Raw genomic sequence first — 25,728 nt, 5'->3', positions numbered from 1 at the left:
GCGTAGAATGCGCACCACACGACAGGCACATAGCTCAGTTGGTTAGAGCACCACCTTGACATGGTGGGGGTCGTTGGTTCGAGTCCAATTGTGCCTACCAAATCGAAGAAGGGGTGATCCGCAAGGGTCACCCCTTTTTTCATTGGGCTCGCGACCGGCCCGAGTCGCATATAGACTCCTCGTGCACGAACCCCGAAAGTTTTTGATTTTTATCAAAAAAAAGCTTTACAGGTACGCATTCGATCACTAGTATGCGCACCACACGACAGGCACATAGCTCAGTTGGTTAGAGCACCACCTTGACATGGTGGGGGTCGTTGGTTCGAGTCCAATTGTGCCTACCAAATCGAAAAAGGGCGATCAGCAATGATCGCCCTTTTTTCATTTGCGCACGAAGCAGCGTGTAACGTTTGGTCGCGGTTCGGGTATGGCCCGCCATGCTAGAATCCGCCCCTTCGAATCTGGAGGTACACGCGTGCGCAAACTGGCTGTGGTAATGGCAGTGCTCGCCCTGGCGGGCTGTGAGAACGAGGTCGAAGGCGTGCACAAGCAGGTGGCCGAACACTTGCACAACCCCAAGACTGCCAAGTTCGGCAACGTACGGATCGACACCCAGGGCACCATTTGCGGCCAGGTCCGCGGCAAGGACGATGCCGGGCAATACGAAGCCTATCGCAGCTATGTGGCGATCAAGCGCGATGGCCAGTACGACATCATCGTCGACGACACCGGCAACAACCTGCGTATCCGCGAGCTTTGCGGCGGTGCCGACCTGCAGCGACGTGCCGAAGCGCTCGCCGACCAGCCGGCGCCCCAGGGTTGGGATGTGGAAGTGGTGCAGGGCGCCAACATGGGCGCGCTGAGCGACATGACCGCACGGCTGATCGAGAAGGGCATCCCATCTTCGGTGGAGTACCGCGACGGCAAGCCGGTGGTGCTGATGGGGCCGTTCCCGACCCGCGAAGAGGCCCAGGCGCGCCGGGACGAGGTGATGGCCAAGCTGGGTACCGATTCGGTGGTCATTCAGCACGGCGCAGCACGCTAAGCCTATGCCGAAGTGTTGGCGGCCTGGCCTGTACTAGACATTGTTCACACAAGTTTGGCTATGCTTGGGTTGGGAGATGCCAGACGGGGAGGGCCTCATGTCTACACTGGAGCGGGCCATTGCCGTGGCCGCCAGGGCGCATGAAGGGCAATACGACAAGGGTGGGGCGGCTTATATCCTCCACCCGTTACGCGTGATGATGCGGGTTGCCACGCCCGAGCAACGGATTGTCGCGGTGCTTCACGATGTGATCGAAGATACCCCGCTGACCCTGTCCGACCTGGCGCGCGAGGGCTTCGCGCTGAAAATCCTTGCCGCGTTGCTGGCGCTAAGCCGCCGCGAGGGCGAGGCCTACCAGGACTTCGTGGTGCGCCTGGGCGATGACCCGCTGGCGCGCACCGTCAAGCTGGCCGACCTGGCCGACAACAGTGACCTCTCACGCATTCCCTGCCCAAGCCCCGCTGACCTGGCGCGGCTGGCCCGCTATCGGGAAGCCAGCGCCTACTTGCAGGCGCTGGTGTGAGGCTCAGCCACAGGCCTTGAGGTTGACCGGCCCGACAAACGCGTTGCCCCGCCCCATCACGCAGGCCACTCGCTGGTTGCGTTGCTGCTCCCAGGCTTGCGGCGGGTAGGTCTTGTTCCAGGCCTCGAACAGCTGGCGGTCCTGGCTGGACAACCGCAGGTTGTACTGCTGGCTCATGTAGAAGTAGGTGCGCGCGATCATGCCGCGGATCGAAGGGCGCGGCATCACCTTCTTGGCCTTGAAGTCGACCTGGGTCAGGCAACGGCCGTACTGGCCGCGTTGTTCGGGCAGCCAGCCGAAACTGAAATTGCTGCGGTCGCCGTTGACCTCGCCGATGCTGGGCACCAGGTTGTGCAGGTCAGCTTCGGCGCGCTTGTACACGTCGTCATGCTGCGCGCACTGCTTGCGCCCGCCGGCCTGCCAGCACTGGCGCTGATGGCCGATCTGCCATGCCGGTACGATGTGCTCCCATTCGATGCGCGAGGCGCGCTGGGCATTCTTGCGCGGGGCATAGCCACAGGACGCCAGGTCGACCTTGTTGCCCTTGTATTTGCAGCCGCAATAAAACTCGGTCGATTGCGGCGCATACAGCTTCCAGGCGACCTTCTTGGCCTCCTGGAAGGTACGCGGGGCGTCGGCTTGAACAAAGGGGGCGGTCAGCAGCAGGCAGGTTGCAGCGAAAAGCGAAACTCTCATGCGTGGTCAGTCTTCCTTCGGCACGGTCCAGAAAATCTGCACGCCGCCATCGTCCCGGTGGGCGAGGGTGACGTTGTCGTTCTCGGCGATTTCCTCGAGCAGCGTCTCCCAGTCATCCGGGCTTTCCTGTTCCAGGCGGAAGATCAGCGCCGCACGGCTGCGCTGGGCGGTGGGGCTGTTGATGATCTTCTGGATGCGTACACCCAGCTGTTCATAGCTGCTCGGGGTGGCAGAGGCGGTGCTGGACACAGGGAATTCCTTATTTTGCTGTATGTGCATACAGTATTTCACTGTAAGTAAAATCGCAACAGCTTGCCAGAGGAAATCCAGCGTTAACCCGTCTTGGCGTTCGCGCTGGCGCTGCTGGTCTGGTGTAATACCGGCAATTTCCGGAAGCTGCGCATGTATCGATTTCTTTTTCGTGTTCCCTCATCTACAAGCCTGGCCCTGCTGTTTGCAGGCGGCATGAGCGCCAATAGCGTTGCCAGGGCCCATTCGCCCGATGTCGTCGTCATGGATCCGCTGGTGGTTACCGGCGCCTACACGCCCACCAGCAGCTTTGACCTGCCGTTTTCGGTCGATACCGTTGACCTGTCCCACGGCACTGATGGCCAGCTTGGCGTCAACCTGTCGGAAGTGCTGAGCAAGGTGCCCGGCCTGGTGGTGCAGAACCGGCAGAACTATGCCCAGGACCTGCAGATTTCCTCACGGGGCTACGGTGCCCGTTCAGCGTTCGGTGTGCGCGGTATCAAGTTGCTGAGCGATGGTATTCCTGCCAGTACCCCCGACGGGCAAGGGCAGGCAGCCACACTGAACCTGGACGTGGCCGAGCGCATCGAGGTGCTGCGTGGCCCGGCTGCGACGTTGTATGGCAGCAACGCCGGTGGCGTGATCCAGATGTTCACCCGCGACGGGCAGGGCCCGGCCCGCGTTGGCGCTGAAACCACGTTCGGCAGTGACGGCTTCAACAAGAATCACCTGTCCGCCGAGGGCGGTAACGACACCGCCGGTTTCGTGCTGGATGCCTCGCGCATGGACACCGATGGTTACCGCGACCACAGTGCAGCACGCCGCGACCAGACGTTCGCCAAGGTCAATTTCAAGCCCGACGACGACTCGCGCATGGCGCTGATCTACAGCAGCCTGGAGCAGAACGACACGCAGGACCCGCTGGGGCAGAAGTGGGATGCCTACAAGCACGACCCTCGTTCTACCGCGGTCGAGGCAGAGAAATACAACACGCGTAAAAGCATCGATCATCAACAGCTGGGCATGAACTACGAGCGCTATTTCGGTGATGCCACATTGCAGTTCAACCTGTACGCGGGGCGACGCAGTGTTGTGCAGTACCTGTCCATATCAGAAAAAGCACCTTCAAACGTGCAGCGTGGTGGCGGAGTCGTTGACTTCGACCGCGAATTCCACGGCGGCACCCTGCGCTGGATCCAGCCGGTTGTCGAGGTGCCCGGTAACCTCACGTTCACCGTCGGCGCCGATTACGACCAGAGCACGGATGACCGCCGCGGCTACCAGAACTTCAGCGGCGACCAGTTGGGCGTCAAGGGCGAACTGCGCCGCGACGAGCAGGACACGGCCACCAGCCTGGACCCCTACCTGCAGGCGCACTGGGAAATCGGCAACTGGACCAGCGAACTGGGGCTGCGCTACAGCACCATGAAAATGCGCGTCGATGACCATTACCTGGCCAACGGTGATTCGAGTGGTTCGAAGACGTACCAGCAGGCCACCCCGTCGCTGTCGGTGATGTATGCGTTCACCCCCGACCTGCGCGGCTACGCAAGCGTTGGTAAAGGTTTCGAAACCCCCACGCAGGCCGAAATGGCCTATGCGCCGGGTGAGGTCGAACGTTTCAACTTCGGGCTCAAACCTGCCACCAGCATGCAGTATGAAGTGGGTGTGAAGTATCGCCTGGGCGAACGCACGCGCTTGAATGCGGCGGTGTATGAAATTCAAACCGATGACGAAATCGTCGTTGCCAACGCTACGGCTGGCCGCACCAGTTATCGCAATGCAGGGCGCACGACAAGACGCGGTTTCGAGGCGAGCCTGCAGAGTGACCTGGGCGAGCAATGGCAGACCACGGTGGTGTACACCCGCACCGATGCGCGCTATGCCGAAGATGTCAGTTCGGCCATCGAACGTGGCAACCGGCTGCCGGGTGTGCCGCTCGACAACCTGTATGGCGAGCTGGTGTGGAAACCCGTTCCGTCGGTCAGCATGGGGGTAGAAGGGCAATACCGCAGCAAGGTGTATGTGGACGACAGCAACAACGCCAAACCGGCACCTGCGTATGCCGTATTCAACTGGCGGACGCGTTTCGAACAGCACGTCGGGCCCTGGACGTTCCATCAACTGGTGCGTTTGGACAACCTGTTCGACCGGCAGTATGTGGGGTCGGTGATCGTTGGCGACAGCAACGGGCGTTATTACGAGGCAGCGCCTGGGCGATCGTGGTATGCGGGGGCGGGGTTGGAGTACCAGTTCAGATAGCTTCGTGGCCATCTTGGGTGTCGCTCCACGCGGCGATGATGCTGGGGGCGCGAAGCGCCCCCTCTATCTCCCTTCGGGACTGGCGCCCAGGGCACCATTGGGTAGGCTGTACACCGAGTACAGCACGTTCATCCACCCTGGCGTGTTAGTTCAGGCGAAGCGCTCGAAGCGGTAAGGGCTTGGGTCAATCAGGGGTGCAGCCTGGGATACCAGGTCCGCCGCCAACTGGCCGGCAGCGGGCGAGGTGCCGAAGCCATGCCCGGAAAAACCGGTGGCCAGGGTCAGGCCTGGGATGCTGGCCACCGGGCCGATTACCGGGTTGGAGTCGGGGGTGACGTCAATCGTGCCAGCCCAGGCGCTGGCGATGCGTGCCTGTTCGAATACCGGCCAGGCCGCTTTGAGGTTGCGCATGGCCTCGTCGTTGAGTGCTGGGTTGGCGTGTGGGTCTTGTACCCTTACGCGCTCGAAAGGGGTCACATCCGTGGCTTTCCAACGCCGGGCCAGGGCCAGGTCCTTGAAGAAGTATTTGCCAAAGCTGATGCGCAAAAAGTCCCGCTGCGCACGCAGCTGGGGCAGGTAACGCTTGCCCAGCAGCAGGTGGTCGAGGGTGAGGAAAGCATCCAGTGCGCCGCGCTGGGTGATGATGTAACCGCCGTCCTTGTGCTTGCGAAACGAAAAGTCCGGTGCGCCGACGGCGATATCGGTAGGCCCGTCCATTGGCTCGGTGCGCAGCACGGAACAGGTCAGCGGCAAGGTCGGCAGGTTGATGCCCAGGTTGCCGAGGAACTTGCGCGACCATAGGCCACCGGCCAGCAATACCTGGTCGCAGCGGATTTCGCCTTGCTCGGTGACCACCCCGCTGATACGGCCGGTTGCGGTGACCAGCGTACGCACCGCGCAGTTCTCCACCACTACCGCGCCTTTGGCAATGGCCGCACCGGCGATGGCGCTGGCGGCCAGCGTCGGTTCTGCGCGGGCATCGGAGGGTGTGAAGATGCCGCCTGCCCAATCCGCCCGACCACCCGGCACTTTCTGGGCGATTTCACGCGCGCTCAGCAGGCGCGAATCCAGGCCCAGCGCCTCGACACTTTTAAGCCAGCCTTCATGCATGCCCATCTGCGTGTCGTTGCGGCCGATGAACATGATGCCCGCCTGGCGATAGCCAACGTCACTGCCTACGCGCGCTGGCATCTCGGCCCACAGCCGGTCGGCCGCCAGTGCCAGGGGGATGTCGTGGGCGTGACGGTTGGTCTTGCGCACCCAGCCCAAGTTGCGCGACGACTGCTCGCCAGCGATGCGCCCCTTTTCCAGCACCACCACCGGTATGTTGCGCTCGGCGAGCGTCAGTGCGGCAGTCAGGCCGATGATGCCGCCACCGATGATCACCACAGTCGTGGCGGCGGGGTGGCGGGTGCTGGTTTGCACGGGGGCGATCGTGGGAGACATGGCTTTACTCATTGTGGTTCGGGCAGAGGAGTGCTCAGCGGCAGCCAGCGGTTTTACTGGCCAAGGCGGATCAGGGTCACTTGCGCTTGCCCCGCACCGCGGTAGGCAGTGACTTCCAGCTCGACCTTGTACACGGTGGAGCCCAACGGCGGGCAGGTGACCGTGGTGGCCGGGTCGATGCCGCGGAACTTCTGGCCGATCACGTCCATGACCTGCGGCACATCGGCCGGGTCCTGAATGAATACCCGCGAATTGATGACGTCGGCCAGGCTGGCATCGACCGCGGCCAAGGCGGTTTCGATATTGGCGAACACCTGGTGGGTCTGTTCGATCACGTCCTCCGGGATCAGCTGGGTCTGCGGGTTGCGCCCGGCGGTGTTGGAAACGTGAATCCAGTTGTCCACCGCCACCAGGCGGGAGTAGCTGGCCATGTCTTCGAATTTGGAGCCGGTTTTCAGTTTGGTGATCTGTGTCATGGGTTTTGCCTCGTTGTCCGGTAATGGGTGAATCAGCTGAGAACGGGGGTTTCCCAAAGGTTGAGCTTCACGCCGATGCCTTGCTCCAGCGCCTTGCGGTACACCACGGTGCCCCAGGCCACATCCTCGACAGGCATGCCGCCTACCGACATCAGGATGATTTCGTCGTCATGCAGACGCCCTGGTGCGTCGCCGCTGATGATCTTGCCGATGTCTTCCACCTGCTCGGCGGCCAGCTTGCCTTCGTGAATCATGTCCATGAAACGCACGCCTACCAGCGGCACGTGGTTATGCGCAGGCTTGGGCAGTTCTTCGAACCAGGCCTCGTAAAGGCCGGTGTTGTCGACCACCTTGCGGACGTCGTCCTGCTCCATGCCGGCATCGATGCTGCACGGGGCTGGCATCGCCAGGAATGCGCCAGGCTTGACCCATTCGCGACGCACCAGGGGGTACTGGCTGGGGTCGCCCACTTCGCCCGAGCTGCAGTAGGTGACCAGGTCGGAGCCGCGTACCACCTCTTCCAGGGTTTCAACCACCTGGACGTTGACGATTTGCGGGAAGCTGGCTTTGACCCAGGCGACGAAGGCATCCAGGTTTTTCTGGCCGCGGCCCTTGATCTTGATGGTGTCGATCAGTGGGCAGACAGCCATGAACGCGGCGACCGTGGTTTTGCCCATCACCCCCGGGCCGGCCAGGCCGATGACCTTGGCGTCCTTGCGCGCCAGGTGGCGGGCACCTACGCCTGGGATGGCGCCGGTACGGTAGGCCGACAGCAGGTTGGCCGACATGTGCGCCAGTGGTGCGCCAGTGTCGGCATCGTTGAGGGTGAACATCAGGATCGAGCGGGGCAGGCCTTTCTCGCGGTTGGCGATGTTCGAGCCGTACCACTTGGCGCCGGCGGTCTGGAAGTTGCCGCCGAGGTAGGCTGGCATCGCCATCATGCGCCGGTCGGCGGTGGGCTTGGGCATATTGGGGAAGGGCGAGTGCTCGGGGAAGGTGATCATCGCACCGTGCGAGTCGCTGTTCGGGCCGGCCATGCGGTAGTCGCCCTGGTACAGCAAGCCGAACATTTCTTCCATGGTGTCGACACAGGCGGGCATGTCGGTGACGCCGGCGCGGATCATGTCCTGCTCGGACAGGTAGATGAAGTCAATTCTGGTATCGAGGGTCATAGCGGGTCTCGCAGGGCTGGCTGCCATCGGATTTATTGTTGGTATCGAGGCAGCCAGTTTCGCTAACGACTGGTAGGTCGTCTTGTGCCTGCCTGCCAGCCGAGTTGACCGTCAGTGCCAGGGCTTCAATGGCCAGCGAGCGAGAAGCTGGCGGGGGTATCGCGCAGGCTGAGAGCGGTCAGCAGGCACACCACCAAGGTGCACAGGGCCAGCAGCGCGGCCCAGGCGGTCGGGCCGTGGTCGAGCACCACGGCGGCCAACGGGGCTGCGCCGGCAGATGCAGACAGCTGAATAGCGCCCAGCAGCGCTGCGGTGGAGCCCAGCGCCTTGTCTTGCGAGGCCATGACCAGCGACATCAGCGTCGATTCGGCTATGCCCAGGCCGAACAGCGCCACCACCATGCCGCCAGCCACACCCGGCAGCCCCAGGCCGGTCAGCGCACCGAGCAGGCTGATGCAGGCGCCGCCAGCCATGCATAGCACGCCCAGGCGGGTCAGGGTATTCAAGCCCAGGCGGCTGATCAGGCGGCTGGCGGCCATGGCGCCAAACAGGATCGATACCCCGGTAGCGCCGAACAGCAGGCCGAAGGCCTGGGCGCTCAGGCCGTAGTGGGCCTGGTACACCAGGGTGGCACCGCCGATGTAGGCGAACAGGAAGAAGAACACCGCGGCCACTGCTAGGGTCGGGCGCAGGAAGCGGCGGTCGGCCAGAATGGCCAGGTAGGTACGGCAGGCGTGGCCCAGGCGCAGCGGTTCGCGTTTGCCCGGGGGCAGGGTTTCCGGCAGGTTCAGCAGGCTGTTGAGCAGCACCGCCAGCCCCATGCCGGCGAGTACCAACATCACCGCGCGCCAGCCGAAATGCGCGTCGATCACGCCGCCCAGGGCCGGTGCCAGGATCGGTGCCACACCTTCGATGGTCATCAGCAGGGCGAACAGTTTGGTCGCGGCAACGCCCTGGCTCACATCACGCACCATGCTCATGATCACGACCAGGGTCAGCGCGCTGCCCAGCCCCTGGAAGAAGCGCAGCATGATCAGGGTGTCGAGGCTGGGGGCCGCGGCTGCGCCGAGTGAGCAGAGGATGAACAGCAGCAGGCCGGCCAGCAGCGGTTTGCGCCGGCCATAGGCGTCGACGATGGGGCCGAAGATCAGCTGGCCGGCGCCCATGGCCAGCAGGAAGAAGGTCAGCGTCAGCTGCACACGCGTGAAACTGGCCTGATAGTGGCTGGCGATTTCCGGCAGGCTCGACAGGTACATGTCGACGGCGGAAGGGCCGAGTGCGCCAATCAGGCCGAGGCCCAGGGCGAAGCTGAAACGTATTGGGGGAGAGGGATCTGCGTGCATGGTCTTCTCTGTCTGTTTTTTCGCCTACCGATCGGTAGGTTGGCGAATCTTGTTTGCCCAATCAGAGAAGGTCAAACGCTTCTGGAGGTCAGTCACCCATCCCTGTGGGAGCGGGCATGCCCGCGAACACCGGCAAAGCCGGTGCCATACACCGAGTCGCCTTCTTCGCGGGCATGCCCGCTCCCACGGGTATTCCGAAAGCCTTTAGTGGTTGCTTTAGAACGGCACGGCCACGGTCAGCTGGCTGTACACGTTGGTGCCGTTGCCGCCGACCTGATTGCCACCGTTGCTTTCATCCTTGCGTGGCTGGTACAGGCCCACCAGCGGGCTGATGATCAGGTGGTCGTTGACTGCCCATTCCACATACAGGTCCAGCTCCCTGGCATCGAGGTTGAGGCTATCGCGGGTGCGTACGGTGTCGAAATCGAAGTACAGCGCGCCAACCGTGAGGTTTTCCAACGGCGTCGCCTTCACGCCCACATGGTGGATGCCGGTATTGCTGTTGAACGGGCCGGCGTAGTTGGCGGCGACTTCGCCCTGGAACCAGGTGCCATAACCGGAGGACAAGCCGCTGAACAGCGAGTCCCAGCCGGCTGAGTAGCGGGTGTAGCGGTAGGTGATCGACGGTGCCCAGGGCAGGTCGGCGAAGGTGTAGCCGGCCTGCAGGTACCAGGCTTGCTCGGGGCCGTCGGTCTTGTCCTGCCAAGCGTACTCAAAGGCGAAGCTGGCATTGTCGATGCCGGCGCTGCCTTCGCCGCGCAGGCTGTACACGTCCATGCCTTCGCGGGCTTTCTGGAACTCGCTGGCCCACTGGTCGGCGACGTCGATGCCGTGAATCCAGGTCAGCCCCAAAGTGCCCAGGGCGTGGGTGTAGTCCAGCGTGCCAGCGGCCAGTTCGGTTTCGGCCTGGGCGCGGTTGTCGGATTTCAGCCACAGCAGGCTGCCATGCAGGCCATCGCTGCCACCCAGGCGCAGCATGGCGGTGCGGTCGAAGGCATGGCGGGCGGCCAGATAGTAGGCACCACCCCGATCGAGGGCGCCGTCGGCCACGCCATTACCGAGGTTCGGGCCGTCGTCGTTGATCAGGAAACCACTGCCCAGGCGAATGGTCTGGCGGCCTGCGGAAAGGTCCACGCCATCCTTGCCCAATACCGGGAACAGATCGCCTGAGCGCCAACCCAGGAAGGCGTCCTCGATCTTGGTGGTGCGTTCCGAACCATCGGTATTGCCGGCCGCATCGCCGTCGCCCCAGGTGGCCGAGCTTACCCAGTTCAGGCTGCCATACAGCGTGCCGTTGCCGGCCAGGCCCTGGTCACCGCTGAGGCCATACTTGATGAAGCCTTCGCGCCAGGTCGAGCCGCCCGTGGTGCCGTCGTAGTTCTTGCGGCTATTGAACATGCCCCATACCGCCAGCATGTCGGCGTTCAGGTGGCTGTCCTCGTCGGCGTACAGCTCAACGGCCGGCGCGGCCTGGCTGGCCAGCAAGGTTGCCAGTGCCAGGCTGGACAGCGTCTGTGGTTTGACCATTTGCACATCCCTCGTTTTTCTCGGCCGCCTGCAAGGCGGCCCTTGTTGTTCGGGGGCACCCTCGGTCTGGCGAGGGGCCATCGCGGTTGGCGGCGATGGCCTATTAGGGCGTGTGCGGTAGGGCGGGGTCTTGTTCGTGGCTGCCAAGGCGTTTGCACGCCTTGGCCAAGGGGTGTGGTCAGTAGCGAATCATCACCGACTTGAGTTCGGTGAAGTCATCGATGAACGCCGAGCCGAACTCGCGGCCAACGCCGGATGCCTTGATGCCACCAAACGGCACAGCCGGGTCGAGTAGTGTGTGCATGTTCACCCACAGGGTGCCGGCCTGGATTTGCGGGATCATGCGCATGGCCTTGCCCAGGTCGTTGGTCCACAGGCTGGCACTGAGGCCGTAGGGCGAGGCGTTCATCAACTGCAGCAGCTCGTCTTCGTCGTCATACGGCAGGAAGGTCGCCACCGGGCCAAAGGTTTCCTGGTTGAGCAGGGTGTCGTTGGCCGACCTGGCGAGGATTACCGTAGGTTCGACAAAGCAACCGGGGCCGTCGCCCAGCTTGCCGCCATGGATGATTTGGCTACCTTCGGCGCGCGCAGTGGCGAACAGTTCCGCCAGCTTCTGCTGGTGTGGCTTGTTGGCCACCGGGCCGAACTGAGTGGATTCGTCCAGCGGCGAGCCGATCTTCAGTTGGCCCAGGCGCTGGGACAGCGCGTCCAGCAACGGGTCGATGCGCGAATGGTGCACGTAGAAGCGTTCGCCAGCCGCGCAGATTTGCCCCGAGTGCAGGAAGCCGGCTTCGATGATGCCGTCCACGGCCTTGTCGGTTGCCACATCGGGCAGGAAGGCCACCGCATTCTTGCCACCCAGTTCCAGTGTCGCCCGGGTCAGCTTGGCACCCATGGCAGCCTGGCCGACGGCGATGCCGGTTGGGACCGAGCCGGTGAATGAAACTTTGTCGGTACCGGCGTGCTCGATCAGTGCCTTGCCCACCAGGCCGCCACCGGTCAGCACGTTCAGCGCCCCGGCCGGCAGGCCGGCTTGTGTGGCCAGTTCGGCGATGCGCAGCAGCGTCAGTGGGGTAAATTCACTCGGCTTGAGGATGATGCTGCAGCCGGTGGTCAGGGCCGAGGCCAGCTTCCAGATGGCGATCATGGTGGCGAAGTTCCACGGCACGATGCCCACCACCACGCCGATCGGCTCGCGCAGGGTGAAGGCACTGTAGCGCTCACCGGCGAACGAGGGCAGCGACGGGGTGATGGTCTGGCCGGTGATCTTGGTGGCCCAGCCGGCGTAGTAGCGCAGGAAGTGCGCGGCCTGCTCTACTTCGAAGGCGCGGGAGATACCAATCAGTTTGCCGGACTGCACAGTTTCCAGCTGCGCCAGCTCTTCGCGGTAGGCTTCCAGCAGGTCGGCCAGCTTGAACAGCACCGCCGCGCGGGCGGCGGGGCTGGTGTGCGACCAGGTGGCAAAGCCTTGGCGCGAGGAGCTGACGGCATGGTCGACATCGGCCTGGTTGGCGTCGGCGATGTGGGCGATGGTCTGGCCGTTGGCTGGGTTGACCACGGCGATTGTCGACGACGACTGGCTGGCGAGGTGCTGGCCGTGGATGAACACGCCATGCTCGCGGGCCAGGAAGGCCGTGACGGCAGGTAGGAGGGTGATGTCGCTCATGCAAACTCCGGGGCAGGTGGCCAAAGCTTGCAGCTTAGTGAGCGGGGCAGAGCGGTTCTTGTGCCTGCGTGACAGGGGCATGACTGTGGCTGCCAAGCGATGAGTCAGCCTTGCGCGATCCCTTGTAGGAGCGGCCTTGTGTCGCGATCGGGCTGCGCAGCAGCCCCCGTTTTTTGCATCACAGCCAATATCGCCGGGGCCGCTTTGCGGCCCGATCGCGACACAAGGCCGCTCCTACAGGGGCATCGCCAGGCTCTGGAGCTGATTGCTGGCAGGCAGCAACAAGCCCGGCGGCAGCCATCGGCAAGACGGCATGCCACCTGCAGCGCACAGTAATCACTCGTTCAACGCCACAAAAACAAGCCGGGGCATAACGATGTCACTCAATAACAAGCTCACCGAGCACCTCAACCGCGGCACGGTCGGTTTCCCCACCGCACTGGCCAGCACCGTCGGGCTGATCATGGCCAGCCCGGTGATCCTCACCGCAACCATGGGCTTTGGCATCGGCGGCAGCGCCTTCGCTGTGGCCATGGTCATGGCCGCACTGATGATGCTGGCGCAATCCACCACCTTTGCCGAGGCGGCGTCGATCCTGCCGACCACGGGCTCGGTGTACGACTACATCAACTGCGGCATGGGCCGCTTCTTCGCCATCACCGGCACACTGTCGGCCTACCTGATCGTGCATGTGTTCGCCGGTACCGCCGAAACCATCCTGTCGGGGGTGATGGCGCTGGTGAACTTCGAGCACCTCAACACCCTGGCAGAGTCAGCCGGTGGTTCGTGGTTGCTGGGGGTGTGTTTCGTGGTGGCGTTCGCGGTGCTCAATGCCTTTGGCGTCAGCGCGTTCAGCCGCGCCGAAGTGGTGCTGACCTTCGGCATGTGGACCACCTTGATGGTGTTCGGCGTGCTGGGCCTGATCGCAGCACCTGCGGTGGAGCTGGACGGCCCGTTCGGCGTGTCGCTGGTGGGCACCGACCTGATGACCATCCTGTCGTTGGTCGGCATGGCCATGTTCATGTTCGTCGGCTGCGAGTTCGTCACGCCGCTGGCGCCCGAGCTGCGACGCTCGGCCTGGGTGCTGCCACGGGCCATGGCGCTGGGCCTGTTCGGCGTTGCCAGTTGCATGTTCATCTACGGTGCGGCGATGAAGCGCCAGGTGGAAAACGTGGTGCTGGATGCCGCCAGTGGCGTGCACCTGCTGGACACGCCCATGGCCATCCCGCGCTTCGCCGAGCAGGTGATGGGCGACATCGGCCCGGTGTGGCTTGGTATCGGATTCCTGTTCGCCGGTGCGGCGACCATCAACACACTGATGGCCGGCGTACCGCGCATTCTCTATGGCATGGCGGTCGACGGCGCGTTGCCCAAGGTGTTCACCTACCTGCACCCGCGCTTCAAGACGCCGCTGCTGTGCATTCTGGTGGTGGCGTTGATCCCTTGCCTGCATGCCTGGTACCTGGGTGGCAACCCGGACAACATCCTGCACCTGGTGCTGGCCGCCGTGTGCGCCTGGAGCACCGCCTACCTGCTGGTGACGCTATCGGTGGTGATTTTGCGCATCCGTCGCCCGGACCTGCCGCGTGCCTACCGCTCGCCGCTGTTCCCGCTGCCGCAGATCCTCTCGAGCAGCGGCATCCTGATCGGCATGGCGTTCATCACGCCGCCAGGCATGAACCCCGCCGATGTCTACGTGCCGTTCGCCATCATGCTCGGTGCTACGGCGGCCTACGCGTTGTTCTGGACGCTGTGCGTGCAGAAGGTCAACCCGTTCAAGCCGGCGCGGGTCGAGGATGTGCTTGAGAAAGAATTCGCCGCCGAACCTGGCCACGCCGTGGAGCACCTGCAGCATGATCAGAAGTTTGCGTGAGCACCTGCTGGCGCCTCGGGCGCCTTCAGGTTACCGCCCAGGGGCGACGCTGATGTGCTTGGCGCGCAACCTGGGGCAGCAGGACCTTGCAGTTGCGGGGGTGCTCCACGACCCGGCTCAGGGCTGGCAGGCCAAGGTGCACGAACGCGTCGAGGCCCACCTGCTGATGCACATCGTCACCTGTGAGTTCCAGCTGCAGTTGCCTGCCCCGCAACAAGGCGAGGTCAGCCTGGAGCTGCGCCATACCGGTGCGCTGCGCCGTACCGGCCTTGCCTGCGTGTACCGCAAGGGTGATCGGGCACGCTTCGCTCAGTTGCGCGACCGCTTGCTGCAGCAGACCGCGCTGGTGGCGGCGCTGATGCCGCTGGATTTCAAGCGCCTGAGCCTGGCCTGTCGCGACGGTCAATGGCTGCTGACGCTGGAGCACATGGGCGGCAGCGAAGTGGTCAACCGTATGCCGGCGTTTCGTCGCTACATCCCTATCAGCCCGCAACAGCGGGCGCACCTGATGGCCAGCCTGGCTCAGTTCAGCCGTTTGCTCCCCAGCCTCTGACGCAGCTTGGCACATGCCTTGCTGTGTCTAACGACCAATGATGACAGTTGTGCGTGCATTGATAACATGTTAACAATGTGCGCATAACAACAAATCCTGCGTCGAGGGCAGCCATGCATACTCAACAATCCAACCGTCAGGGGCTGGAACGCTGGACCACGGCCATGCAACAGATCTGTGGCCGTTTCGAGACGGAGCTTGCGTCCAATCACTCGCTGTTCATCGGCGAGGTCTCCACCTTTTCCCGCGCTGGCTTGCCGCTGGCCAACCTGCGCACCAATGCCGGCAACATCCGTCGGCTGGGCGAAAACCCCACGCTCGACGATGACCAGCATTGCTTTCTGGTCAGCCAGCGTGCGGGTCACTCCACTGTATCTCAGGGTGGCCTGCAGGTTAGCCTGGCGCCGGGTGAGCTGCTGCTGATGGATTCGGTCGGGCGTTGTGAAATCACCCCTAGCGGCCTGATCGAGCATGTCTCGCTGGCGCTGTCGCGCGAGCAGGTGCGCAAGTACGTGCAGGGCAGCGGCCCGATGTTCGGCAAGATATCGTCGAGCAACGCCTGCGGGCGCATGCTGCATGTGTTGATGGACCAGCTGTGCAAGGACGGCAACGTCAGCGGTGATGGTGCCCAGGGTGATGCGCTGCAGACCGCCTTCATCGCCTTGCTGGAGCCGGGCTTCGAGCGTAATGGCGAGGCGCCGGGCAACCTTGGGGCATTGAGCGGTGCCAACCTGCGCGGCTATGTGCAACAGGTGATCGACGAGTCGCTGTCACAGCCTGGGCTGACCCCAGCCAACCTTGCCGGGCGCCTTAACATCTCGGTACGCCACCTGTATCGGCTGTTCGAGGAGGAGGGGGATAGCGTGTGCCGCTACATTCAGCGGGCGCGCCTGATGCGCAGCGCCGATGATCTGGCCAACCCGTTCTTCAAGGGCGAGTCGATCACCTCGATCGCCTACAAGTGGGGGTTTACCGACTCGGCGCATTTCAGCCGTTCGTTCAAGAAGCAGTTCGAACGCTCGCCCAAGGACTACCGGGCTCAGGCCACCGCCAGGTAATGCTTGACGAATGAATCGCTCAACACTTCCCAAAGCACCGGGGTGCCCTTGGTCACGAACCAGGCATCACCGGGCTTGTAGCGGGTGACCTGGCCGTTGGATTCATCGGTCAGCTGGATTTCGCCGGTCACGATCACGGCCTGTTCGTCGAACGGGTAGACCATGCGGAACTTGCCGCGCGTAGTGCCGAAATAAGCACTGCTGACCGCGTCGTCAGGCGCGCCGTAGGTCATCTTGCCAAAGGCTTTCACGTCGCCTTCGAGTATTTCCGAGCCCAAATCGGCAACGCTGCCCCAGGCATCGAGTTCGGATAATTGTACGCCTTGCTTGGCGGCGGTAAGGGTCATGGCAGTTCTCCAGGGTTGAGTCGAACAGGTTCAGCGGCGGCCGTTGAAGTAGCCAGACAGCTGGTGCACGGTCTTGCCGGCGGTGAGCAGCAGCGGGCGCAGGTAGTCCTTGCCGAGGATGCGCGCATGCTTGACCGAACTGACCAGGTCATAGCGCCTGGAGCCTTCGAGCATGCCCTCGGCGAGGATCTTGCAGATGATGTGGCTGGGGGTGACGCCAAAGCCGGAGTAACCCTGCACGTAGAAGGCATTGGGCCGGTTGCCGAGGGTGCCGATTTGCGGAAACAGGTTGGCACTGGTGGCCATTGGTCCGCCCCAGGCCAGGTCGATGCGCACGTTTTTCAGGTAGGGAAAAATCTTCAGCATCAGCGCGCGGTTCCAGGCCTTCAGGTCCAGCGGAACGTGCTCGACGAAGGGGGTGGCGGCGCCGAACAGCAGGCGGTTCTCACGCGTGACCCGGTAGTAGTCGATCACCGGGCGGATATCGCTGTAGGCACCACGTATCGGGCTGATACGCTCGATCAGTTCATCCGGCAACGGCTCGGTCATCATCTGGAAGGCATAGGTGTTGATGGTGCGTGCGTGCAGCTCCGGCTCCAGCTTGTTGAGGAAGCTGTCGCACGCCCACAGCAGCTTGCTGGCGCGTACCGAACCGCGGCCGGTGCGGACCTTGATGCGTTCGCCGTAGGTCACTTCCAGGGCCGGGCTGTGTTCGAAGATGCGCGCGCCATGGCTGACCAGCGCCTGTGCTTCGCCCAGCAGCAGGTTCAGTGAATGCACATGGCCACCGCCCATATGCAGCAGGGCGCTGCTGTAGGCGGTGCTGCCGATGATCTGGTGCACCTCACTGCCGCCGAGAAAGCGGATTTCGTCGCGGGTGTTGATTGCCTTGAATGCCTTTTCCCACTTGCGCAGGGTTTGTTCCTGGCGGTGGTTGAAGCCCATGTAGCCATAGCCGTGGCAAAAGTCGGCGTCGATGGCGTAGCGGGCGATGCGTTCCTTGATGATGCCTGCGCCCAGCTCGCTGATCTCGAACATTTCCTTCACGCCTTGGTCACCCACGCTGCTGCGGATGTTTTCCAGGTCGTGGCCGATACCTGCCATGATCTGCCCACCGTTGCGCCCGGTACCGCCGTAGCCCAGGTAGCGGGCTTCGAGCACGACCACATTGGCCACACCCTGTTCTGCCAGCTCCAGCGCGGTGTTGATACCGGAGAAGCCACCGCCGATCACCACGACATCGGCTTCGATGTCATTTTCCAGGGTGGGGAAATTCAGGTTGTACTTCTTGGTCGCCGAGTAATACGTGGGGCTCTCGAGGGTGATCATGACGCAGCCTGCTGAATTGGAATTGTGATAGGGCCGTTTGCCGGGCGCTGGCACATGAGGCCATTGAGCGCCTGCCGATCATCAGCTGTCTTGCGCTTGCCTGCCAGCAAGTGTAACCAGCCTGCCACACGCAATCGGCGGCTGGCGCTGCTTCTTGGCAATGGGTAGAAAACATTCTATTAATGTATTAATGATTGTGCACTGGCATACTCGCCGGTTTGCTATTCCCAGCCCCACGAGCCCGCATGACCACACCAAGACCCTCCCTGACCCTGACCCTGTTGCAGGCGCGCGAAGCCACCATGGCGTTTTTCCGCCCAGCGTTGAATGCCCATGACCTGACCGAGCAGCAATGGCGGGTAATCCGTATCTTGCGCCAGCAAGGCGAGCTGGAAAGCCATCAGTTGGCTGAGCTGGCGTGCATTCTCAAACCCAGCATGAGTGGTGTGCTCAAGCGCCTGGAACGCGATGGGATCGTGGCGCGGCGCAAGTCGGCAGAAGACCAGCGCCGGGTGTTCATCAACCTGACCGACGCGGGGCAGCAGGCATTTGTGGCGATGAGTGAGGAAATGGCGCGCAACTACGACAAGATCCTCGCCCAGTTTGGCGAGGACAAGCTGCAGCAACTGATGCAGTTGCTGGATGAAATGAAGCGGATCAAACCCTGACGCGCCAGCCGTCAGCGGTTGAGTGACAGCGAGTCTTCGAGCACTTTCAGCAAGGCTGTCGCGCGCCGCTCATAGGCGGCGGGGCCTGCGTACATCAGCTCTACATACAGGCTGTCGATGATGCCCAGGTAGGCATTGGCGTACAGCGCCAGGCGGCTTTGCTGCTCATCAGCCCAGTTGTTCCGAGCTTGCAGGGCCTTGCAGAACCCTTCGCGTATGCCGTCCAGGTACTTTTCGAAGCCGCAAGTGACAACCGGCTTGATGCCCGCCGGGGGCAGGAAGGCCGTGCGCAACACGAAGCGCAGCGCAGCGGAGCCGCGATAACGCTCGGCCAGGTGCAAGGCCAGCCAGTGCCCGGGCGCCAGGCCGTCGCGATCTTCCTGCGCAAAACCCTGTTCGACAAACGTCGTTTCCTGCACCAGCGCACGCTGGAACACCTCCACGAACAAAGCATCCTTGTTGGCGAAGTGTGCATACAGTGAAGCTTTGCGCATGCCGGCCAGCTGGGCGATTTCGTTCAGCGAAGAGGCATCGTAGCCATACTCGGCGAAGTGGCCGACGGCGGCATCGCACACACGCACCGCAGAAGGGGAAAGGTCTTTCAACAGCATCGCTCCGTCAGGGGCGCGGCAGGCCGCGCGCGTCATATGGGTGGGATTGTGGTGATCGCAAATGCACGGGTCAATGCTTGTGGATGGGCAATTTCTGCACACCATGAAAAGTGCAATGTTCCCCTCGTAACGTGCATTCCGCCGCCCAATCGCGGCTCACATACTGAACGCGTCTTCGAATCCAATAAGAAAGAGACCGTTCATGAAAAAGCCAAACCCCCTGCTGGAAGACCTGAGATCCATCCTGCCGACCATCGCCGCCAATGCCATGCGTGCAGAACAGGACCGCAGCGTGCCGGCAGAGAACATCACCCTGCTGAAAAGCATCGGCATGCACCGCGCTTTCTTGCCCAAACACTACGGCGGCATGGAAATCACCCTGCCGCAATTCGCCGAGTGCATCGCCCAGCTGGCGGGCGCCTGCGCCAGCACCGCCTGGGCCATGAGCTTGCTGTGCACCCACAGCCATCAGATGGCGATGTTCTCGCCCAAGCTGCAGCAGGAGGTGTGGGGCAGCGACCCGGATGCCACTGCCAGCAGCAGTATCGCGCCATTTGGCCGTACCGAAGAGGTCGAGGGTGGCGTGTCGTTCAGCGGCGAGATGGGCTGGAGTTCTGGTTGCGACCACGCCGAGTGGGCGATCGTAGGTTTTCGCCGCAACAATGCCGAAGGCACTCAGGATTACTGCTTCGCCATCCTGCCGCGCAGCGATTATGAAATCCGTGATGACTGGTATGCCGTGGGCATGCGCGGCAGTGGCAGCAAGACCTTGATCGTGCGTGACGCCTTCGTGCCTGAGCACCGTATCCAGAAAGCCAAGGACATGATGGAGGGCAAGTCGGCGGGCTTTGGCCTGTACCCGGACAGCAAGATCTTCTTCGCCCCATACCGCCCGTACTTCGCCAGCGGTTTTTCCACCGTGAGCCTCGGCGTTGCCGAGCGCATGCTGGAGGTGTTCCGCGAGAAAACCCGCAACCGCGTGCGTGCCTACACCGGTGCTGCCGTGGGCGCTGCTACCCCAGCGCTGATGCGCCTGGCCGAATCGACCCATCAGGTGGCCGCCGCCCGGGCACTGCTGGAAAAAAGCTGGGACGAAATTGCCGAGCACAGCGCCCGCCATGAATACCCCTCGCGTGGCACGCTGGCATTCTGGCGCACCAACCAGGGCTATGCAGTGAAACTGTGCATCCAGGCCGTGGACCGCCTGATGGAAGCGGCCGGTGGTGGCGCCTGGTTCGAGAGCAACGAACTGCAACGCCTGTTCCGCGATTCGCACATGACCGGCGCCCATGCCTACACCGACTACGACGTTTGCGCGCAGATCCTCGGCCGCGAGTTGATGGGCCTGGAGCCCGACCCGACCATGGTCTGAGTCGCTTTCCGTTTCAATCATCCCTCACAAGCACAACAACAATCAGGGCGGGCTGCCAGGCCTGCCCGGGAGTCTTGCATGTCCAATGAAACCTTCGACGCGCGTGCCTTCCGCCGCGCACTGGGCAACTTCGCCACCGGCGTTACCGTGGTGACCGCAGCCGGCCCCAGTGGCCGCAAGGTGGGCGTCACCGCCAACAGTTTCAACTCGGTGTCGCTGGACCCGGCGCTGATCCTGTGGAGCATCGACAAACGTTCGACCAGCCATGAAGTGTTCGAAGAGGCCTCGCATTTTGCCGTGAACGTTCTGGCTGCGGACCAGATCGACCTGTCCAACAACTTCGCCCGGCCCAAAGAGGACCGCTTTGCCGGTATCGACTACGAGACGGGCGTTGGCGGCGTGCCATTGTTCGTCGATTGCGCGGCACGCTTCGAGTGTGAAAAGTACCAGCAACTGGACGGTGGCGATCACTGGATCCTGATAGGCAGGGTGGTGGCGTTCGATGATTTCGGCCGCTCGCCGCTGCTGTACCACCAGGGCGCCTATTCCATGGTGCTGCCACATACCCGCATGACCCAGCGTGCAGAAGGGCAGGCACCCAGCAGCCACTTCCAGGGCCGCCTGCAACACAACCTGTATTACCTGATGACCCAGGCATTGCGCGCCTACCAGGCTGACTACCAGCCACGCCAGTTGTGCACCGGCCTGCGTACCAGCGAGGCGCGCATGCTGATGGTGCTGGAGAACGATGCGGGGCTGAGCCTGAACGACCTGCAACGGGAAGTGGCGATGCCGGCGCGGGAGATCGAGGAAGCGGTGGCCAACCTCAAGCGCAAAGGGTTGATTGCCGATGATGACGGACGTGTGCGGTTGTCGGTGAACGGCGTGGACGAGACCGAGGCATTGTGGACCATTGCCCGGGAACAGCAGGACAAGGTGTTCGGGCAGTTCAGTGAAGAGCAGCTGGAGACTTTCAAGACAGTGCTCAAGGCACTTATCAACATCTGATCTCGCTGTGGATGGCACCGGAGAGGCCGGTGCCATCCACACAGATACCTCAGTAGACACTCCCCCCGGCACTGCCAACCATCGGCGTACCTTTGAACTTCCCTGCCAGCTCGCGCAGCCCGCGCATCAGCACCGTGGTATCCACACCGACGGCCACAAATGCCGCACCCAGCTCGATATAACGTCGCGCCAGTTTCTCATCCGCGCTGAGAATACCTGCAGCCTTGCCCGCCTTGCCGATGCGTACGATGGCATTCTCGATCGCTGCCTGCACCTGTGGATGCCCAGGGTTGCCCCGATGGCCCATGGCTGCGCTCAAGTCCGCAGGCCCGATGAACACGCCATCCACACCTTCCACCGCAACGATCTCGTCCAGGTTGGCCAGGCCTTCCTTGTTTTCGATCTGCACCAGCAGGCACATCTGTTCATCGGCGTGGTCCAGGTAGCCGGGGATGGTGTTCCAGCGCGATGCCCGTGCCAGTGCGCTGCCCACGCCACGAATGCCGTTGGGCGGGTAATGCATGGCCTTGACCAGTTGCTGCGCCTGTTCAGCGCTTTCCACCATCGGCACCAGCAAGGTCTGAGCGCCGATGTCCAGCACCTGCTTGATCAGCGCGGTATCACCGATTACCGGGCGGATTACCGCCTGGCTGGGGTAGGGGGCCACCGCCTGCAACTGCGCGAGCATGCCGCGCAGGTCGTTGGGGGCGTGTTCGCCGTCGATCAGCAGCCAGTCGAAACCGGCATTGGCGGCCAGCTCTGCGCAGTAGGCATCGGCCAGGCCGAGCCACAGGCCGACCTGCGGCTCGCCGCTGCACAGGCGTTGCTTGAAGTGGTTGATGGGCATGTCCATGGGCTGGTCCTCAAACGAAGCGGCAGGCGATGGCGCCGAGCATGTCGTAGTCGACGTGGAAGGTATCGCCTGGGCGTGCGGCCACCGGGCGGGTGAACGAACCACCGAGGATGATCTGGCCGGGCTGCAAGGTGACGTCGTACGGGGCCAGCTTGTTGGCCAGCCAGGCAACGCCTTTGGCCGGGTGATTGAGCACCGCGGCGCTGACACCGGACTCCTCGATCACGCCGTTGCGGTAGAGCACTGCCGGCACTTTGCGCAGGTCGATCTCGGTGGGGCGCACGGCCCGTCCGCCCATCACCACGCCGGCATTGGCGGCGTTGTCGGAAATGGTGTCGAACACCTTGCGGGTGGCCTGGGTTTGCGGGTCCACCTGCTGGATGCGCGCATCGATGATTTCCAGCGCCGGGATCACCCATTCGGTGGCTTCCAGCACATCGAAAACAGTGACGTTGGGGCCTTTCAGCGGCTTGCCGAGGATGAACGCCAACTCCACTTCAACGCGCGGCACGATGAAGCGTTCGAAGGGGATGTCGCTGCCTTCATCGAACAGCATGTCGTCGAGCAATGCGCCATAGTCGGGCTCGGTGATGTTCGACGACACCTGCATGGCACGCGAGGTCAGGCCGATCTTGTGGCCCACCAGCTTGCGCCCGGCGGCGATCTTTTTCGCCACCCAGGCGCGCTGGATGGCATAGGCGTCTTCGACGCTGATTGCGGGCTGCTCCAGCGAGAACTGGCGCACTTGCTCGCGGGAGCGTTCGGCCTGGTCGAGGCGTTCGGCGGCTTGCTGGATGAAAGCGTTGTCTAGCATGGGGACAGTCTCTTGATTCAAGGGTTGACGATGGCAGCTCGGGTGCGCAGCACCAGCAGGCCACCCAGGGCGATGAAGATGGCGAGCACATACAGGGCCAGGCTGGCGCTGTGGGTGGTGTCGCGCACCCAGCCGATGAAGTAGGGCGTGAAGAACGAGGCGATGCTGCCCAGCGAGCTGATCAGAGCAATGCCGGCGGCCTGGGTGCGGGCGTTGAGGAAGGCCGGCGGCAGTTGCCAGAACATCGGCAGCGCAGCGCTGGCGCCCATGCCGGCCAGCACCAGGCCGGCCATTACCGGCCACGCCTGCTCGGGGGCAAGGGCTGCGATGGCGATGCCGGTGGCGGCCATCAGCAGGGGGACGCACAGGTGCCAGCGGCGTTCGCGCAGGCGGTCGCTGGAGCGGCCGCAGGCCAGCATGAACACGCAGCCGGCCACGTACGGCACAGCGCTGAGCAGGCCGACACTGGCGTCGCTGGCCACCCCGGCACTGTGGATCAGGCTGGGCATCCAGAACGCCAGGGTGTTGACCGCCAGCATCACCGCGCAATACACCGCCACCAGCAGCCACAGTGCACGGCTGGCGAAAATGGCGCTGAACGAGGTCACCGGCTTGCGCTGTTCTTCCTCACCGAATTGCGCGCGCAGCGTGGCTTTCTGCTGATCGTCCAGCCAGCTCACCTTTTCGAAATGCTCCGGCAGCACGGCCAGCACCACCAGGCCCAGCAGCACCACAGGTGCGCCTTCGAGCAGGAACATCCACTGCCAGCCACGCAGCCCTGCGGTGTCGTGCATGAAGGCCAGGATGGCCCCGGACACCGGCCCGCCGACGACTCCGGCCAATGGCACGGCAATGGCGAACAGCGCCGTCACCTGGGCGCGCCGCCCGGCCGGGTACCAGCGGTTGAGGTAGACCAGGATACCTGGGAAGAACCCGGCCTCCGCCGCGCCCAGGGCGAAGCGCAGCAGGTAGAACGCGCTGCTGCTTTCGATCAGCAGCATGCTGGTCGACAACAACCCCCACACCACCATCAGGCAGGCGATCCAGCGGCGTGGGCCGACCCGGTCGAGCATGAGGTTGCTGGGTACGCCAAACAGCGCATAGGCGATGAAGAACAGCCCGGCACCCAGGCCGTAGACGGTGTCGGACAAATGCAGGTCCTGGCTCATCTGCATCTTGGCGAAGCCGATGTTGATGCGGTCCAGGTGGGCGAACAGGTAGCACACCAGCAGCAGCGGCATCAGCCGCCAGGTGACTGCCCGGTGGGTACTGTCGACCCTTTCAGTGTGTGCCTCGCGTGGCGAGGCGTGTTCGAGTGTGCTCATGTTTTTGTACTTGTTCTTCAATGAGGCGGGGAAGGGGCTTTCGAGCCGGCGCGCTAGCGGTTGAACAATGGGTGCAAGGTGCTGTGCTTGGCGTCGTAGACTTGGGCGGTGCTGTGGTCGATCTGTACGGTGATGCCGATTGGGCGCTGTTTCAGCAGTGGGTCCAGGCGGGCTTTCAACACCGCCAGCAGGCTGTCGCCCACCGCCTTGTGCACCTCGGTGCTGCGGCCGGTGGCCATGCGCAGGTTGGCGTACAGGAAACCGTATTCGCCCTTGCCATCTGCCACTGCACTATGGGCGGCGGGGTAGGCCAGCACGCGGGTGCCGCCGGTGGGGAACACAGCTTTGCCTTCACCATCGCGCTGTTCGAGCATGGTGTCGGCCAAGGCGCGGCATAGGCCGGGGATGTCGGCATCGGTTTCCAGGTCGGGGGTGTAGAGCAGAACCAGGTGTGGCATGAAGGGTATCCTCGGCGAGCCGCGCCCGCCATCCGCCGGGACGGCCAGGCGCAAGCAGGTGAATTACAGGCGGCTGGTGGACACCACGGCTGCCGGGTTGGCGGCCTGGGCTGCCGGGATGGCGCTGCCATCCTGCGGGGTAACCGGGAAGATCGCGTTGATCTGGCCGGTGCCGGAAGAGCCGAAGTAGGGCGTGACCACCTCGGCCTTGCCGTCGTAGTCGGACCAGCCCAGCGCACCGAGCAGCATCGCCGTGTCGTGCATGAACCCTTCACCGTGGCCTTTGGCGGCGTATTCAGGGAGCATGCCGCAGAAGGCTTCCCACTCGCCGTCTTGCCACATTTGCACCACGCGATGATCAAGGGTTTCCAGGAACGGGCTCCACACCTTGGTGGCGAAGTCCGGCGCCTGGCCGTTCTGCGCGAAGCGGTGCGACAGCGAACCGCTGGCCAGGAATGCCACGGTGCCGTCGTAGTGGTCTTCTACTGCCTTGCGCATGGCCCAGCCCAGGCGGGCGCTGTCGGCCAGGTAGTGCGAGGTGCACAGTGCCGAGACCGAAACCACCTTGAAGTGCTGGTCCTGGTTCATGTAGCGCATCGGCACCAGGGTGCCGTACTCCGGGGCGAGGGTGGTGGCGTGGTGGGCCATGGTCTCGACATTGAAACGGTTGCATTCCTCTGCCAGCAGCTTGCCCAGCTCGGGGTTACCGGGGAAGGCGTAAGGCATGTTGCTGATGAAGTGCGGCAGTTCGTTGCTGGTGTACACACCCTCGAAATGCGGCCCGCACAACACGTGGTAGTTGGCGTTGACCAGCCAGTGGGTATCGAACACGACGATGGTGTCCACGCCCAGCTCGCGGCAGCGGCGGCTGATTTCGTGATGCCCGTCGATGGCTGCCTGGCGAAAGCCCTGGCGCGGGCCTGGGAGTTCGGACATGTACATGGACGGTACATGGGTAATCTTGGCAGTGAGAGCGAGTTTGCCCATGGAAAGCTCCGGTTACAGAATGTTGTTGTTTTCGGCGGCTGACGCGGTACTTGTGGGAGCGGCCATC

General features: G+C 63.2%; 25 protein-coding genes and 2 tRNA genes. 11 read left to right on the top strand and 16 right to left on the bottom strand.

What is annotated here, in order from left to right:
- Positions 1 to 23: 23 nt before the first annotated feature.
- From ACNQP3_RS17685 to ACNQP3_RS17670, 4 genes are all read left to right on the top strand, one after another.
- Positions 24 to 100: transfer RNA gene (locus ACNQP3_RS17685), tRNA-Val, on the top strand.
- Between the two features lie 167 nt (positions 101 to 267).
- Positions 268 to 344: transfer RNA gene (locus ACNQP3_RS17680), tRNA-Val, on the top strand.
- A 131-nt stretch (positions 345 to 475) separates the two neighbouring features.
- Complete coding sequence (locus ACNQP3_RS17675; RefSeq protein ID WP_003250559.1) at positions 476 to 1,045, top strand: SPOR domain-containing protein; 570 nt, start codon at positions 476 to 478, stop codon at positions 1,043 to 1,045.
- Positions 1,046 to 1,142: 97 nt separating this feature from the next.
- On the top strand, positions 1,143 to 1,568 hold the full coding sequence (locus ACNQP3_RS17670) for a hypothetical protein (RefSeq protein WP_012273134.1): 426 nt from the start codon (positions 1,143 to 1,145) through the stop codon (positions 1,566 to 1,568).
- A gap of 3 nt (positions 1,569 to 1,571) precedes the next feature.
- Here the strand turns inward: ACNQP3_RS17670 and ACNQP3_RS17665 are convergent, their stop codons facing one another.
- The gene (locus ACNQP3_RS17665) at positions 1,572 to 2,264 is read right to left on the bottom strand and encodes an endonuclease (RefSeq protein ID WP_012273133.1); all 693 of its coding nucleotides are present in this window, start codon (positions 2,262 to 2,264) and stop codon (positions 1,572 to 1,574) included.
- A 6-nt stretch (positions 2,265 to 2,270) separates the two neighbouring features.
- The gene (locus ACNQP3_RS17660) at positions 2,271 to 2,513 is read right to left on the bottom strand and encodes a DUF1654 domain-containing protein (RefSeq protein WP_012273132.1); all 243 of its coding nucleotides are present in this window, start codon (positions 2,511 to 2,513) and stop codon (positions 2,271 to 2,273) included.
- A gap of 216 nt (positions 2,514 to 2,729) precedes the next feature.
- Here ACNQP3_RS17660 and ACNQP3_RS17655 point away from each other — a divergent pair, with 216 nt between their 5' ends.
- Entirely contained in the window at positions 2,730 to 4,775 is a 2,046-nt protein-coding gene (locus tag ACNQP3_RS17655; protein WP_012273131.1) for a TonB-dependent receptor family protein, read from the top strand.
- A gap of 150 nt (positions 4,776 to 4,925) precedes the next feature.
- On the opposite strand, the gene ACNQP3_RS17650 is transcribed toward ACNQP3_RS17655, so the two are convergent.
- From ACNQP3_RS17650 to ACNQP3_RS17625, 6 genes are all read right to left on the bottom strand, one after another.
- Positions 4,926 to 6,221 (bottom strand): NAD(P)/FAD-dependent oxidoreductase, encoded by a 1,296-nt coding sequence (locus ACNQP3_RS17650; protein ID WP_012273130.1) that lies wholly within the window; start codon positions 6,219 to 6,221, stop codon positions 4,926 to 4,928.
- Between the two features lie 53 nt (positions 6,222 to 6,274).
- Positions 6,275 to 6,697, bottom strand: coding sequence for a RidA family protein (locus ACNQP3_RS17645; RefSeq protein WP_012273129.1), 423 nt, complete (start codon positions 6,695 to 6,697; stop codon positions 6,275 to 6,277).
- 32 nt (positions 6,698 to 6,729) lie between these two features.
- A complete protein-coding gene (locus ACNQP3_RS17640; protein ID WP_012273128.1) occupies positions 6,730 to 7,869 on the bottom strand; it encodes a tyramine oxidase subunit B in 1,140 nt (379 codons plus the stop codon).
- A 125-nt stretch (positions 7,870 to 7,994) separates the two neighbouring features.
- A complete protein-coding gene (locus ACNQP3_RS17635; RefSeq protein WP_060492729.1) occupies positions 7,995 to 9,212 on the bottom strand; it encodes a multidrug effflux MFS transporter in 1,218 nt (405 codons plus the stop codon).
- A gap of 216 nt (positions 9,213 to 9,428) precedes the next feature.
- Complete coding sequence (locus ACNQP3_RS17630; RefSeq protein ID WP_060492728.1) at positions 9,429 to 10,739, bottom strand: hypothetical protein; 1,311 nt, start codon at positions 10,737 to 10,739, stop codon at positions 9,429 to 9,431.
- 178 nt (positions 10,740 to 10,917) lie between these two features.
- A complete protein-coding gene (locus ACNQP3_RS17625) occupies positions 10,918 to 12,405 on the bottom strand; it encodes an aldehyde dehydrogenase family protein (RefSeq protein ID WP_264316293.1) in 1,488 nt (495 codons plus the stop codon).
- Positions 12,406 to 12,781: 376 nt separating this feature from the next.
- Here ACNQP3_RS17625 and ACNQP3_RS17620 point away from each other — a divergent pair, with 376 nt between their 5' ends.
- The 3 genes from ACNQP3_RS17620 (at position 12,782) to feaR (ending at position 15,889) form a co-directional block, all read left to right on the top strand.
- Positions 12,782 to 14,278, top strand: coding sequence for an APC family permease (locus ACNQP3_RS17620; RefSeq protein WP_060492726.1), 1,497 nt, complete (start codon positions 12,782 to 12,784; stop codon positions 14,276 to 14,278).
- Entirely contained in the window at positions 14,259 to 14,831 is a 573-nt protein-coding gene (locus ACNQP3_RS17615) for a DUF3156 family protein (protein WP_012273123.1), read from the top strand. The genes ACNQP3_RS17620 and ACNQP3_RS17615 overlap by 20 nt, the downstream gene beginning before the upstream one ends.
- Positions 14,832 to 14,944: 113 nt before the next feature.
- On the top strand, positions 14,945 to 15,889 hold the full coding sequence (gene feaR / locus ACNQP3_RS17610; RefSeq protein ID WP_012273122.1) for a transcriptional regulator FeaR: 945 nt from the start codon (positions 14,945 to 14,947) through the stop codon (positions 15,887 to 15,889).
- On the opposite strand, the gene ACNQP3_RS17605 is transcribed toward feaR, so the two are convergent.
- Positions 15,871 to 16,236 (bottom strand): cupin domain-containing protein, encoded by a 366-nt coding sequence (locus ACNQP3_RS17605; protein ID WP_264316292.1) that lies wholly within the window; start codon positions 16,234 to 16,236, stop codon positions 15,871 to 15,873. The genes feaR and ACNQP3_RS17605 overlap by 19 nt on opposite strands.
- Before the next feature lie 30 nt (positions 16,237 to 16,266).
- Positions 16,267 to 17,565, bottom strand: a complete 1,299-nt coding sequence (locus tag ACNQP3_RS17600) for an NAD(P)/FAD-dependent oxidoreductase (protein WP_012273120.1) — start codon at positions 17,563 to 17,565, stop codon at positions 16,267 to 16,269.
- 245 nt (positions 17,566 to 17,810) lie between these two features.
- Between ACNQP3_RS17600 and hpaR the strand changes: the two genes are divergently transcribed.
- Positions 17,811 to 18,233: a homoprotocatechuate degradation operon regulator HpaR gene (hpaR, locus tag ACNQP3_RS17595; protein ID WP_012273119.1), complete on the top strand. Its 423-nt coding sequence runs from the start codon at positions 17,811 to 17,813 to the stop codon at positions 18,231 to 18,233.
- A gap of 11 nt (positions 18,234 to 18,244) precedes the next feature.
- Here hpaR and ACNQP3_RS17590 read toward each other — a convergent pair whose 3' ends face one another.
- Complete coding sequence (locus ACNQP3_RS17590) at positions 18,245 to 18,844, bottom strand: TetR/AcrR family transcriptional regulator (RefSeq protein ID WP_264316291.1); 600 nt, start codon at positions 18,842 to 18,844, stop codon at positions 18,245 to 18,247.
- A gap of 202 nt (positions 18,845 to 19,046) precedes the next feature.
- Here ACNQP3_RS17590 and ACNQP3_RS17585 point away from each other — a divergent pair, with 202 nt between their 5' ends.
- Together ACNQP3_RS17585 and ACNQP3_RS17580 are read left to right on the top strand one after the other, a co-directional pair.
- On the top strand, positions 19,047 to 20,216 hold the full coding sequence (locus tag ACNQP3_RS17585) for a p-hydroxyphenylacetate 3-hydroxylase oxygenase component (protein ID WP_012273117.1): 1,170 nt from the start codon (positions 19,047 to 19,049) through the stop codon (positions 20,214 to 20,216).
- Positions 20,217 to 20,294: 78 nt separating this feature from the next.
- The gene (locus ACNQP3_RS17580; RefSeq protein ID WP_264316290.1) at positions 20,295 to 21,224 is read left to right on the top strand and encodes a p-hydroxyphenylacetate 3-hydroxylase reductase component; all 930 of its coding nucleotides are present in this window, start codon (positions 20,295 to 20,297) and stop codon (positions 21,222 to 21,224) included.
- A gap of 49 nt (positions 21,225 to 21,273) precedes the next feature.
- On the opposite strand, the gene hpaI is transcribed toward ACNQP3_RS17580, so the two are convergent.
- From hpaI to hpaD, 5 genes are all read right to left on the bottom strand, one after another.
- Entirely contained in the window at positions 21,274 to 22,077 is an 804-nt protein-coding gene (hpaI, locus tag ACNQP3_RS17575; RefSeq protein ID WP_264316289.1) for a 4-hydroxy-2-oxoheptanedioate aldolase, read from the bottom strand.
- A gap of 10 nt (positions 22,078 to 22,087) precedes the next feature.
- Positions 22,088 to 22,891, bottom strand: coding sequence for a 2-oxo-hept-4-ene-1,7-dioate hydratase (hpaH, locus tag ACNQP3_RS17570; RefSeq protein ID WP_012273114.1), 804 nt, complete (start codon positions 22,889 to 22,891; stop codon positions 22,088 to 22,090).
- A gap of 17 nt (positions 22,892 to 22,908) precedes the next feature.
- Positions 22,909 to 24,216, bottom strand: coding sequence for an MFS transporter (locus ACNQP3_RS17565; RefSeq protein WP_012273113.1), 1,308 nt, complete (start codon positions 24,214 to 24,216; stop codon positions 22,909 to 22,911).
- Positions 24,217 to 24,269: 53 nt separating this feature from the next.
- Entirely contained in the window at positions 24,270 to 24,674 is a 405-nt protein-coding gene (locus ACNQP3_RS17560; RefSeq protein ID WP_264316288.1) for a 5-carboxymethyl-2-hydroxymuconate Delta-isomerase, read from the bottom strand.
- Between the two features lie 63 nt (positions 24,675 to 24,737).
- A complete protein-coding gene (gene hpaD / locus ACNQP3_RS17555; protein WP_060492720.1) occupies positions 24,738 to 25,661 on the bottom strand; it encodes a 3,4-dihydroxyphenylacetate 2,3-dioxygenase in 924 nt (307 codons plus the stop codon).
- Between the last annotated feature and the right edge of the window lie 67 nt (positions 25,662 to 25,728).

The sequence above is a fragment of the Pseudomonas sp. LFS074 genome (assembly GCF_047978165.1).
GTDB lineage: Bacteria > Pseudomonadota > Gammaproteobacteria > Pseudomonadales > Pseudomonadaceae > Aquipseudomonas > Aquipseudomonas putida_P.
Note: the sequence above shows the minus strand (reverse complement) of the source record. Positions and strands in the feature narration are given on the sequence as shown.